This window comes from Gracilibacillus timonensis (assembly GCF_900086715.1).
Classification (GTDB): domain Bacteria; phylum Bacillota; class Bacilli; order Bacillales; family Amphibacillaceae; genus Gracilibacillus; species Gracilibacillus timonensis.
Genome location: NZ_FLKH01000012.1, coordinates 1,538,018 through 1,550,564, shown reverse-complemented (window position 1 = coordinate 1,550,564; position 12,547 = coordinate 1,538,018). Strand labels below are relative to the sequence as shown.

9 protein-coding genes and 1 other annotated feature are annotated in these 12,547 nt (G+C 41.2%); of the genes, 8 read left to right on the top strand and 1 reads right to left on the bottom strand.

Annotation, left to right across the window (positions count from 1 at the left end; genetic code table 11):
* The first annotated feature begins 604 nt into the window (after positions 1-604).
* Together BN6556_RS18500 and BN6556_RS18495 are read left to right on the top strand one after the other, a co-directional pair.
* Complete coding sequence (locus tag BN6556_RS18500) at positions 605-1,915, top strand: LysM peptidoglycan-binding domain-containing protein (protein WP_148436814.1); 1,311 nt, start codon at positions 605-607, stop codon at positions 1,913-1,915.
* 331 nt (positions 1,916-2,246) lie between these two features.
* Complete coding sequence (locus tag BN6556_RS18495) at positions 2,247-3,242, top strand: phosphotransferase (RefSeq protein ID WP_066194451.1); 996 nt, start codon at positions 2,247-2,249, stop codon at positions 3,240-3,242.
* A 2-nt stretch (positions 3,243-3,244) separates the two neighbouring features.
* Here BN6556_RS18495 and BN6556_RS18490 read toward each other — a convergent pair whose 3' ends face one another.
* Complete coding sequence (locus tag BN6556_RS18490; protein WP_066194449.1) at positions 3,245-3,433, bottom strand: hypothetical protein; 189 nt, start codon at positions 3,431-3,433, stop codon at positions 3,245-3,247.
* A 178-nt stretch (positions 3,434-3,611) separates the two neighbouring features.
* On the opposite strand from BN6556_RS18490, the gene BN6556_RS18485 reads away from it, so the two are divergent.
* The 6 genes from BN6556_RS18485 to BN6556_RS18470 all read left to right on the top strand — a co-directional run bounded on the left by BN6556_RS18485 (position 3,612) and on the right by BN6556_RS18470 (position 12,488).
* On the top strand, positions 3,612-4,826 hold the full coding sequence (locus BN6556_RS18485; protein WP_066194446.1) for an NAD(P)/FAD-dependent oxidoreductase: 1,215 nt from the start codon (positions 3,612-3,614) through the stop codon (positions 4,824-4,826).
* A gap of 240 nt (positions 4,827-5,066) precedes the next feature.
* A complete protein-coding gene (locus BN6556_RS22680) occupies positions 5,067-5,336 on the top strand; it encodes an ABC transporter permease (RefSeq protein WP_262361321.1) in 270 nt (89 codons plus the stop codon).
* Positions 5,337-5,364: 28 nt separating this feature from the next.
* Positions 5,365-5,559: an ABC transporter permease gene (locus tag BN6556_RS22675; RefSeq protein WP_316245338.1), complete on the top strand. Its 195-nt coding sequence runs from the start codon at positions 5,365-5,367 to the stop codon at positions 5,557-5,559.
* 79 nt (positions 5,560-5,638) lie between these two features.
* Positions 5,639-5,867, top strand: a binding site (T-box leader).
* A 53-nt stretch (positions 5,868-5,920) separates the two neighbouring features.
* A complete protein-coding gene (locus BN6556_RS18480) occupies positions 5,921-8,572 on the top strand; it encodes a valine--tRNA ligase (RefSeq protein WP_066194443.1) in 2,652 nt (883 codons plus the stop codon).
* A gap of 708 nt (positions 8,573-9,280) precedes the next feature.
* Positions 9,281-10,399: an IS110 family RNA-guided transposase gene (locus BN6556_RS18475; protein WP_066188741.1), complete on the top strand. Its 1,119-nt coding sequence runs from the start codon at positions 9,281-9,283 to the stop codon at positions 10,397-10,399.
* A 796-nt stretch (positions 10,400-11,195) separates the two neighbouring features.
* Positions 11,196-12,488 (top strand): bifunctional folylpolyglutamate synthase/dihydrofolate synthase, encoded by a 1,293-nt coding sequence (locus tag BN6556_RS18470; RefSeq protein WP_066194441.1) that lies wholly within the window; start codon positions 11,196-11,198, stop codon positions 12,486-12,488.
* Positions 12,489-12,547 lie beyond the last annotated feature (59 nt).

Genomic DNA, 12,547 nt, shown 5'->3' with positions numbered 1-12,547 from the left:
TGACTTTTATATTTGTACCATGATCCATTACGCAGCCAAAGAATCAGTTGACGATTTTCTCCTTTTGCTATCATAGTGTCTAGGGTACCTAGAACGCTTTCTCCTTGCAGTAACAACCATTGTTGTACTCCAATCTAGCGGAGGGAATAGGTGGAGACTCCTATGGGACTAGGACGAGCTGAAGATCCACTAAAAAGTGCTCTTCTTTTTAGTTAGCTGAAGCCGGCCCCATGGAAAGCGGAACCTATTCCCGGAGCGCTTGCTTTGCACAGATAAAACGATCAAACTCACCACTAAGGAAAGTGGACTACTTAACATAATCTATCTTATCGGCAGTTCAGTGGCTACTTTTAGTTATTCGTAAAGGACCGGGCAAAATTCGCCCGGTTTTTCTTATTATGATCGTTCGCCTTACCCTACCTATCCTAGGAGCTCACTATTTACAAAATCAAATTTACATAATCGATTTTATTTGGAGATCCGTTTTATTTTGTGTTAGCCATAAAAGGATGGTCGTTTTTGATTCTGTTAACGAAATACAGTCATATTACCGATTAAGATTCATATCATATAAAGAGAAACGCATGTATATCGGAGAGGGGGAATGATGTTGCAAGATACCGTTATGTTTCATTTTCAGGAAAGACTGGCCTTCCGAGAAGATCAGCAAATCCAAGAGATGTTGGGGATTGGACTGGAACCTGTCATTACTTTTGATGAACAGGAGCACAGCTTGTCCATTAGAGGAGTGATGGAACTAAAGGGAGAATATATGAGATCAAGTGCCCCAATAGAGCAGAATGAAGAGGATATTCGCGGAACTTATGTAGAACAAGTGGATGTATTGTCTGAAACCGTCAATGAATTTTTTCACAAGCTGTTAATTGATATTTCCATTCCAGCTGATCGAGTAGAATCCATGGACTCAGTAGCGATAGATGTAGAACACTTTGATTATAAATTAAACTCTGCAGCTGAAATGGAAATTGAGGTGAACTTGGCTATCTCTGGCATTCGACAGCAAGTAGAAGAGGTGGAAGAGGAAGTAGAAGATACTTACAGTCTGCCTGCTTTTCGGGAAGAAGAGGAGATGGACGAGGGTGAGGAAAGCTTTCACTTGGAAATCACAGAGGAAGAACTAGAACAGTTTGCAGTGAATCGTTCTGCGGATGTTGCAGACGTACCCCCGTCAATTATGGATGAAACGTCTGCCAAAGAAGCAATACCCGAAAAGGCGGAGGAAGTGCTAGAGCAAGAAGAGGAAATACGTGAAGATAGTATTCAGGAAAGAGAAGCATTGCAGGAGGAAATACAGGAAATAAAGAAAGATAGCTCTCAGGAAGAAGCATTATTGCAGAAGGAAGAACGAATCATAAAAGAAGAGCAGGTATTGCAAAAGGAAAACAATAGTGACGAGGAGGTAGCAGAGCCGATTTCACACAAAGATACCACAACAGAAGAAAAACAAATGGAACGATCTGTTACACAAGAAGAGACAGAGGAGCAAGAAGAAAAGGAACCGACGTTAAGTGTTCAACAAGAAGAAACAGATAGGAAAGCAGAAGCCATTGAAGAAGAGAAAACGACGGCGGAAGACACTGCCGATGCGGAGATAGAAGACTTCGAGGAAGAAGGTGCCGAAGTGGTGGATGTTCCTTCGGAGGAGACACAACAAGTCCATATTCGTTCAGCAGAACAGGATATCGATGAAACTTCTTATTTGTCACAGCTTTTTCAAGAAGAAGAGGATAACAATTATTCGCGATTGAAGCTTTATATCGTACAGCCGGAGGATCAAATCCATCATATTGCTGAACGATATCAGGTAAGTACGCATCAAATCGTCCGCACGAATCGGTTGGAAGAGGAGGATGTTTCAACGGGACAGATTATTTATATCCCACTATCTTCTTAATATGCAGGAAGCAATAGAATCCCTTGTCCTACAAGCAAGGGATTTTTTGTACTAAGCAAAGAATTTTATCTGGTTATCTCATCATACTGTGTAAATGGATCAAACGAGGTATTAGCAGGAAAGCATGTGAGCAAAGACTTGTTTGTCACACATTTTTGTTACATGTATGCGTTCCACTTATATAGTAATAAAAGACCAGTTGAGTTTTGCTCGGTTTTTTTCTGATAAAATGGGAATATAGATAATCCTTGGTATTATACGATTTGGAACTCCAGAAAACCTATATTGTCTTTAGGTGGAGGAAGGATAACAATCTCGAGGAGGTTTTCTAATGAATTGGAACGAGATTCTGGATTCATTTCAACTGCAACCAGAAGAAATCGAACAGGTTACGGAAAAGGTGTATAAGATCAAGGCCAATCAACAATACTATGCCCTGAAACGCACTCCTTACCAGGAAGATGTATTTGGTAAATGGTTAGCCATACAGCAGTATTTGGATCAACAACAAATCTTTGCGTTTGCGCCGATTTTTCAGAGTAAACAAAAACAGCCATTTATCTATGATCAGCAAGCTATCTACTATTTAATGCCTTGGTTGGAGCGCAGCACACAAGAGCAGCCCATTGATGAATATGAAACAGTCATGCATACGATTGGACGATTGCATGGGACAACGATGCAAAGTCATCCAACACAGTCACTGAAAGATAATAAAGATACGATAACGGCACAATTCCAACAAGAATTATTGCAATATCGGGAACAAAGCTTAGGTTATCTGCGTCAAATAGAGGCAAAACGTTTTATGGCACCGACAGAATTACAGTTCTGTATGTATTATCGCGACCTATTACAGATATATGATACGTTGGAAGAATGGCAGAATTATTATGTAACAGAACTAGAAAAAACAGAACAAATGAAGTATTGTTTATGTCATGGTAATCTGCAGCCATCTCATTATGTGGTAGCTAACCCCTATACGTATTTATTGAATTGGGAATACGCCTACATGTCCTCACCTACTTACGATTTAACGGTCTACTATCAATATCTATTTCAGTTTCATGATTGCGATATGAACAAACTGAAGCAGGCCTTCCTAGTCTATTGTCAATATGTGCCGTTAACCAACTTTGAGAAATCGTTGTTTGTTTTACAAATACTATCACCAGCACGTTTGTTACATATGGCTACGGAGCAAAACAACAATCGATTGGATAGTTTGTCATATTCCATGGAACTGGAACGTATTTATCGCACCTTGCTGTTTGGATTCGAGATGCAGGCAAGCGTTTATCAGCAACTGCAAGCCATGGAATAGAGTTAAATCCATTCTAATTGAAAGGCAATCAGAATACCGATTAGGATACCAAGAAGCAATACATCAAACGTCGTTGGCAGCAGTAACGTGCGGATCGCCTGAAAGATTACAAGCGGAAGCATACATCTTTCACAAATTAAAATCCATTCTCTTGCCCATGGAGGCAGGCGATATCGATAATACCGACTCATTCTAAACACCTCTTTTCTTTTTTCAATAACTATGTAGCGATATGATTATATTTTATTCGAAAGGGTATAACATATTAGACGGCTTTTTACATCTTTGTTATACTGTATGCAGTTACATATGGTTATGTGAAAGCAAAAATTTAGTAGTGATCATAATGAAAAGAAAGGAATGAAAGGTATGTCAGAGAATAAACCCAAAATAGTTGTACTTGGTGCTGGATATGCTGGGATGATGACCACTAAACGATTATTGCAGCAATTTGCACCAGAAGAAGCAGAGATTACCCTGATTAACAAACACAATTATCACTACCAAACTACTTGGTTACATGAGGTGGCGGCAGGGACGATTGATGTTAACCGTTCGCGTATAATGATCTCTGATGTGATCAACCCTAAACGTGTTCACTTGATCTATGACACCGTGAAAAAAATTAACAAAGCGGATAAAACAGTACAATTGGAAAATGGTAAAGTGGATTATGATTATTTAGTAGTCGGGTTAGGTTTTGAAAAAGCTACATTCGGTATTAAAGGGATGGAGGAACATGCCTTCTCGATTCAAAGTGTGGATAAAAGCCGGTTGATTCGCGATCATATCGAATATCAATTTGCCCGTTATCGCAATGAGGCTAATCCTGATTCAAGTATGCTGACGATTATTGTTGGTGGTGCTGGATTCACAGGTATTGAGTTCCTCGGTGAGCTAGCGGAACGGATTCCGGTCTTGTGCAAGAAATATGACATTCCGCGCCGGGATGTACGAATTATTGATATCGAGGCAATGGAAACCATTCTACCCGGTTTTGACGAAGAATTATTAAATTATGCAAAGGATTCCTTAGAGGCTCGTGGTATTGAGTTCAAACTAGGTACGATGATTAAAGAAGTAAAAGCAGATTCGGTTATTGTTGGCGAGGATAACGAAGAAATAAAAGCAGGTACCATTGTTTGGACTGGTGGTGTACAAGCTAATCGAATCATTGGTGAGTCAGGCTTTGAATTGACCAAAGGAAAAGTGAATGTTGACGCCACGCTGCGTGCGCCTGGTGATGAAGAAGTTTACATGCTCGGTGATTGTGCGTGGGTAATGAATAATGAAACAGGCAAACCATATCCTCCAACTGCACAAATTGCTATCCAGGAGGCAGATGTGTGTGCTCACAACATTAAGACTTCTATCTTTGGTGGTACCTTACAAGAATTTTCCTTTGATGACAAGGGAACAGTGGCTTCATTAGGTGGAAGTGATGCGATGGGGACGGTTTTTGATGGTAATAAACTATATGGCTTATCTGCCAGTGTCATGAAAAATGTCATTGATGATCGTTACCTGTTCTTGCTTGGCGGACCAATGCTCGTCTTGAGAAAAGGGAAATTCCGTCCATTTTAAAGATTCGCTTTTTTAGAGGTAAATATCAAGTTCTTCTTACAAGGAGGAAAGCAAGATGAAAAACACATTGTTCTATACTTTATTGACAGCATTAGCAACCGTTGGATATGTGCTAATTTCAAGAAAAATGGAAGATAAGCGAGATTTTCGCTAAGTATAGAAAAGAGCAGCTGCCTTGTAAGGTGACTGCTCTTTTTTAGAAGATCAGCATTATAGGATATGGACCGATTTTGACCTTGAATGAACCGAGATGCAGATAAGGTTGGATTATGTAGAGTAGCGCCCTTTCCTCCCTTTGCCTTGTTCTATTTTAATTTCATTGTCGTGCAATTCTCTCCATGGTGTGACCCTCGTTACTTTATCTTCATAGTCGTCTTGCTGATAGGAAATTCAATGACAGGGATTACCTTAGGGGTAGCAGCTTTGACGGGTTATCAGGCCAGCAGAAAGGAATTAGAGGCAGCTCTAATGTTAGGGGCGACCCCAAGGGATTATAAATTATGTCTTTGATTCGGTTATTTTACTAACGATTCACCGTATGATCGGAATGGGAATCGTATTTTTGCCGGGTAGGATGACTGGAGTGATTTTATCAGGTGCCGGGTCTTTAGACGCGATCAAATATCAAATTGTCATCATGCTGGGTGTGGTGGGCAATGTTTCTCTATCGGTTATTCTGTTTTTATATTTTGGCTATAAAACCTTCTTTAATCGATATGCCCAGCTTAAGTGATAGAACTTTCTAACAATAAACTTGACGAATGAACACCCTTTTAGCTACAATAACATATAACGTAATGAGAAATAAACAATGAAATGCATTGATGAGGAAGAGTACTTCACACCGTTCGAAAGAGAGGAAAACCCACTGGCTGAAAGGTTTTCTCGAAAAGGGATGAAGGAAGGTAGCCTTGAGAGCAGCTATGCTGAAAATCGAGTAGGTTTAGCCGGTGGGAACCGTTATTTTCTTGAATGAGTGTATAGGCAGGTTGTCTATAAACAAAGGTGGTACCGCGGAAGTTAACCCTTTTCGTCCTTTTATATAATAGGATGAGAAGGGTTTTGTAATGTCCACAGAAAAAGGAGGAAGAGACATGACACAACAGCCGGAAGTAAATTTGCCGTCAAAATATGATCCTGCTGCCGTTGAGCAAGGCAGGTATCAGAAATGGATAGAGGGAAAATATTTTGAAGCACAGAATGATACCAGTAAGGAACCATTTACAATCGTTATCCCACCGCCAAATGTCACAGGGAAGCTGCACATCGGTCATGCTTGGGATACGACTTTGCAAGATATTATTACGAGAGTGAAAAGAATGCAAGGTTATGATGTATTATATTTGCCGGGGATGGACCATGCTGGAATTTCTACTCAAGCGAAAGTGGAGGCCAAACTGCGTGAAGAAGGTGTTTCACGCCATGATCTAGGACGGGATAAATTTCTCGAGCAAGCCTGGAATTGGAAAGAAGAATATGCCGGCTTCATTCGGAAACAGTGGGAAAAGCTTGGATTAGGTCTCGATTATTCCCGCGAACGCTTCACCCTTGATCAAGGATTATCCGAAGCGGTAAAAGAGGTTTTTGTGAAATTATATGAAAAAGATCTCATTTATCGTGGAGAATATATTATCAACTGGGATCCTGATACAAAAACGGCGCTATCGGATATTGAGGTGATCTATCAAGATGTTCAAGGACATTTCTACCATATGAGATATCCTTTAGTAGATGGTTCCGGTCATATTGAGATTGCGACAACAAGACCGGAGACGATGCTTGGAGATACCGCGGTAGCCGTTCACCCAGACGATGAGCGCTATCAGCACTTAATTGGCAAAAAGGTAAAACTACCTATCATTGGTCGTGAAATCGAGATTGTTGCTGATGCTTATGTTGATATGGAATTTGGTTCGGGTGCTGTAAAGATCACCCCTGCTCATGACCCCAATGACTTTGAGGTGGGGGAACGCCATCAATTAGAGCGAGTGTTGATTATGAATGAGGACGGCACCATGAATGAAAATGCTGGTAAGTATCAAGGCTTGGATCGTTTTGATTGTCGGCAACAGATTGTAAAAGACTTACAAGATCAAGGCGTTCTATTTGAAATCGAAGAACACATGCACTCAGTTGGACACTCGGAGCGAAGTGGCGCTGTAGTAGAGCCTTATTTATCTACGCAATGGTTTGTCCACATGCAGCCTTTAGCAGATGCTGTAATCGATATGCAACAAGGTACAGATGAAGAGAAAGTCCATTTTGTTCCTGAACGCTTTGAGAAAACGTATCTGCGCTGGATGGAGAATATTCGGGACTGGTGTATTTCTCGTCAATTATGGTGGGGGCACCGTATTCCTGCTTGGTATCACAAAGAAACAGGAGAGATCTATGTTGGCAAGGAAGCCCCGGCTGATGAGGAGAATTGGGAACAGGATCAGGATGTGTTGGACACATGGTTTTCTTCTGCCTTATGGCCATTTTCTACTTTAGAGTGGCCGAATTTGGAGTCGGAAGAATTTAAACACTTTTTCCCAACCAATGTACTCGTTACAGGGTATGATATTATTTTCTTCTGGGTATCGCGGATGATTTTTCAATCAAAGGAATTTACTGATCAGCGACCGTTCCAAGATGTATTGCTCCATGGGTTAGTTCGTGCTGCAGATGGCCGTAAAATGAGTAAGTCATTAGGCAATGGGGTTGATCCGATGGAGGTTATCGAAAAATATGGTGCTGATTCACTGCGTTATTTCCTAGCAACCGGCTCAAGCCCTGGGCAGGACCTGCGTTTTCACTGGGAGAAGGTGGAATCGACCTGGAATTTCATTAATAAAATATGGAATGCTTCGCGATTTGCGTTGATGAATATGGAAGGTCTGACGCACGAACAGATCGATATAACTGGAAAAAAATCCGTTGCCGATCAATGGATTCTCACCCGGTTGAACGAGACGATCGAGCAGGTGACTCGCCATGTTGATAAATATGATTTTGGTGAGGCTGGCAGATATTTATATAACTTTATTTGGGATGATTTCTGTGATTGGTATATTGAAATGGCCAAATTGCCGCTCTATGGGGAGGACGAAGATGCGAAACGGACAACACGCTCCATTCTAGCGTATGTCTTAGACGCTACCATGCGTATGCTTCACCCATTTATGCCGTTTGTGACGGAGGAAATTTGGCAGCAGTTGCCACATCAAGGAGAATCGATTGTGCTCGCTTCCTGGCCGACGGTAGACGATTCCCTTTCGAATAAGGAGTCTGCCGAAGTAATGAAGAAACTGGTTGCTATTATTCGTTCGGTTCGAAATACAAGGGCTGAGGTGGATACACCAATGTCCAAAGAAATACCCATTTTAATTCAGGCGAATGATACAGCAAATCAAGAGCAGCTTGAAGCAAACAAAAGCTATCTGGAACGTTTTTGTAATCCAAGTGAGCTAACGATTGGTACATCGCTTGACATTCCAGATAAGGTAATGTCTGCAGTGGTAACAGGAGCAGAGATATTCCTGCCGTTGGAAGGTTTGATTGATATCGATAAAGAACTGGCTCGTCTGCGAGCGGAACACGAGAAATTAAACCAAGAGGTAGCTAGAGTAGAAAAGAAATTAGCTAATCAAGGTTTTGTCAGTAAGGCACCCGCTCAAGTAGTCGAGGCAGAGAAAGACAAACAAAGAGATTATATTGTGAAAAGAGAAAAGGTAGAGGCACGTATTCAAGAGTTACAAAAATAATTAATGAAAAAACCGGGCAAAATTCGCCCGGTCCTTTACGAATAACTAAAAGTAGCCACAGAACTGCCGATAAGATGGATTATGTAAAGTAGCCCACTTTTCTTAGTGGTGAGTTTGATCGTTTTATCTGTGCAAAGCAAGCGCTGCGGGAATATGCTACGCTTTCCGTGGGGCCGGCTTCAGCTAACTTGCAAAAGAAGAGCGCTTTTACAAGTGGATCTTCAGCTCGTCCTGGTCCCACAGGAGTCTCCGCATATTCCCTCCGCTAGATATACGTACAACAATGGTTGTTACTGCAAGGATGAAGCGTTCTAAGTACCTAAATAATTTTGTAGCAAAAAGAGAAAATCGCCAACTGATTTTTCGACTGCATATGGATCGTGCTACAAAATGGTTCTTTCATTTATAAAAACCATAATGTATGATCGAATCATACTCTCAACAAAGTTTATCTAGCATGATGATGGTGCCTAGAATGCTACATCCTAGCAGTCATTCGATTGTAGTCCTACTACCTAGCGGAGAAAATAGGTGGAGACTCCTGTGGGAAAGCGCAGTGTGAAGACCCCGCAGGAAGCGAACTTCGCTGACGAGTTATCATGAACGAAACTAGCTCCTTACTTGTAATTTCGTAGGTTAATCTGGTTAGACTGACTACTAAAGAAACAAAACCAAATGAGAGCTACATTACGAAAGGAGCTAGTTATTATGAAGGATACCACTAAATACGTTGGATTAGACGTGCACAAGGGAAAAATTTCAGTTGCTATTGCAGAGGAAGGGCGAGAAAAACCAAGATATTGGGGAGTCGTCCCTCACAAGTATGAAAGCATTAGAAGGTTAGTAAAGAAATTAGGCGATCCTACATCCCTTCGAATTTGTTATGAAGCGGGGCCAACAGGCTACAAACTGCACAGATTCTTTCTTAGTCTTGGAATAGAATGTGATGTCATTGCTCCCTCTCTTATTCCCCAAAAGCCTGGTGAGAGAATCAAAACGGATAAAAGGGATGCTGTTAGACTCGCTCAACTATTTCGTGCCGGCGAATTAACATCTATTTATGTGCCGACCGAAGATGATGAAGCTCTTCGTGATTTAGTTCGGGCAAGGGAAGATGCAAAAGAAGATGAGTCAAGGGCAAAACATCGGTTAACCAAATTTCTGTTACGGCACCATATCTATCCTCCAGAAGGGGTAAGAACGTGGACCTATAAGTATCGGGAGTGGTTAAGTACTTTGACATTCGAACGGTCTGCTTCAAGCACTGTCTTTCAGGAATCTTTTCATCAATTACAGGAGATTGAACAGCGTGTAAAAAGGTATGAAGAAGAGATAAAAACACAAGCAACGGAAGGTGTACATGCCCAAAAAATTCAGGCACTACAGGCTTTGAGAGGGGTGGCTTTAATTACAGCTACAAGCCTCGTAGCTGAGATTGGATCATTCAAAAGATTTGTTCACCCCAAACACTTCATGGCTTATGTTGGATTAATTCCAAGTGAGGATTCAAGTGGTGACAGAAGAAATCAAGGGAATGTTACCAAAACAGGAAATCGACATGTGCGTCGTCTATTAATAGAATCCGCTTGGAGTTATCGTTATCAACCGGCCGTAAAAGGGCAGCTGAAGAAAAGGCAAGAAGGTCAGAGTGCCAGTGTTCAAGCAATATCTTGGAAAGCACAAAACCGGTTACACAAAAAATATTATCGATTATTATCCAGAGGAAAAGAAAGTGGTAAAGCGATTACCGCAGTAGCGAGGGAATTAGCAGGTTTTATATGGGCAATTACGCAAGAAATGGAGGATGTTCCTACGTCTAATCTCTAATAAATGATAGAAGCCAGCATACACGTTTTATGAATAAAAATAGAAGAATGAGAATAGGGCCCGAAGGCAAAGAAAAAAACCGGAAAGGAAAACCCACGTGCCTCCTCTGTGCCATTTCTGTATAGAATAACGCACGTCACGAGTTAGTGGAAAAGTCCTTTATACGGAAAGATAAAATGTGAAAACCCACGAATATCAGAATGCAAACCGCAGTAGAGATTTTTGCCTTCGTGCCGTGTTCTTATCCATCTATTCCAAAAATGATGAAGGAGGTAAGATGATTCCTTCTTTAACTAAAAAGAGGTGAGAAGTGATCGCTAAGTTAAAGAAGAAGCTAGTCTAGCCAGTAGGCTGCACATATAACACCCAGAAAGTAAAGAAGCCAAAAATCGCTTCTCTTCTTAAAGTTTGTCAAAAATAGATTAAAACTTAGTGCAGAGTGGGAGGCTTGACAGTTTCGTTCATATCAGGAGGCTGAGCGCAAGCCCACGGAACGCGGAACCTATTTTCGGAGCGCCATCTAGCAGAGACAAACAATCAACTTTACTACATGGAATAATGGAACTAGATACTTTACATAATCCATCTTATCGGCATCACCATTCGTCAAGGTCAAAATCGGTCCACAGAAAGTGACTGTTGATAAGACGGGATGATGTTAAATAGACCAAAATAATTTTCACGACAAGAATGAAGTGTTCTCGATACTGAAAAATCCGTCATCGTATATTTTTACATTAAGAGCAAGCAACAACATAGAATGTTCTGTCTATCTGATAATAGGGGTGAAAAAATCATGTCTAACAAAAGCATCCAATCAATGGAAGAAGCACACGACTTTTTTCAACAACGCAGGCAATTAGGCATTAAACCAGGCCTACAAAGGGTGGAGAAGCTGGCTAGAGCAGTTGGAAATCCAGAGCAATTACTGAATGCCGTTCATATTGCAGGTACAAATGGAAAAGGTTCTACAGTTGTCTTTTTAAAGAGTATACTAGAGCAAGCAGGTTATCGTGTGGGCAGTTTCACCTCTCCGCCAAAAGAGACATTCTTGGACATGATCGAAGTGGGTGACCAATCGATTACAGACACTGATTTTATTGATATTTTGCAAAGACTGCTGCCGAGTATTGAGCAATTAGATCAGCAACAGGATCCTCCCAGCGAATTTGAAATATTAACGGTTATCGCCTTCGTCCATTTACAAGCGTCTGCCGATATTGCCATTATTGAGGTTGCGATGGGAGGGAGAGAGGACACCACAAATATTCTCACTCCACTTGTATCGGTGGTGACAACCATTGGTTTAGATCATCAACGTTTTCTCGGAGACACCTATCAAGCGATCGCCTACCATAAGGCAGGTATTATCAAAAAGGATACACCAGTGATAGTGGGCAGAGTCCCTGCTTGTACGATAGAGACGTTTATAACGGAAGCGGAACGGCAAACGGCCCCTTTGATTTGGTTGGAACAACAGCTTAGCGTGGATCAGTATGTCCCACTTGATAGGATAGATCAGGTACAATTAACGATGGGTAGTGATCGATTGACATTTACGAAACAGATAGTGGGTGAGCATCAGGTAGACAATGCCGCACTGGCTGTTGCCGCTTGTCAGCAATTAAAGGAACACGGTTTTACAATAGGAAAAGCGCATATGGAAATAGGATTATCCAATGCCTTTATATCGGGGCGTTTTGAACAGGTGATGAGCCATCCGTTGATTATTTTAGACAGTGCTCATAATCACGAGTCCATACAGGCATTTTGTCGGACCGTTTCGCAACGGGATAACAGTAAATCCCCAAAAGTGTTATTTGCTGTTTTCAAAGATAAACCCATTGCAGCCATGATGACGTGTTTAGCAAGACAGTTTGATGAAATTCTCTGTACAACTTTTGACCATCCACGGGCAGCTAAGACAGAGGAAATAGCATTATCATTCCCTAAGGTACAGACAGTAGACTGGAAACCGTTCTTACTATCATTAGCGCCTATGGATCGATTGTATGTTACTGGGTCCGTTGAATTTGTTACACAAGTAAGAAAGTATTTGTTGAATCACTCGCCCGCGAAAAACGATTAATTTTTTCGCGGGTGTTTCTTATATCCACATAGACAATAATAGTCCATTGTTCTATAATG

Coding starts and splice junctions, on each gene's coding strand:
- BN6556_RS18500 (WP_148436814.1), top strand. CDS start 605: ATGATGTTGCAAGATACCGTTATGTTTCATTTTCAGGAAAGACTGGCC.
- BN6556_RS18495 (WP_066194451.1), top strand. CDS start 2,247: ATGAATTGGAACGAGATTCTGGATTCATTTCAACTGCAACCAGAAGAA.
- BN6556_RS18490 (WP_066194449.1), bottom strand. CDS start 3,433: ATGAGTCGGTATTATCGATATCGCCTGCCTCCATGGGCAAGAGAATGG.
- BN6556_RS18485 (WP_066194446.1), top strand. CDS start 3,612: ATGTCAGAGAATAAACCCAAAATAGTTGTACTTGGTGCTGGATATGCT.
- BN6556_RS22680 (WP_262361321.1), top strand. CDS start 5,067: ATGAACCGAGATGCAGATAAGGTTGGATTATGTAGAGTAGCGCCCTTT.
- BN6556_RS22675 (WP_316245338.1), top strand. CDS start 5,365: ATGATCGGAATGGGAATCGTATTTTTGCCGGGTAGGATGACTGGAGTG.
- BN6556_RS18480 (WP_066194443.1), top strand. CDS start 5,921: ATGACACAACAGCCGGAAGTAAATTTGCCGTCAAAATATGATCCTGCT.
- BN6556_RS18475 (WP_066188741.1), top strand. CDS start 9,281: ATGAAGGATACCACTAAATACGTTGGATTAGACGTGCACAAGGGAAAA.
- BN6556_RS18470 (WP_066194441.1), top strand. CDS start 11,196: ATGTCTAACAAAAGCATCCAATCAATGGAAGAAGCACACGACTTTTTT.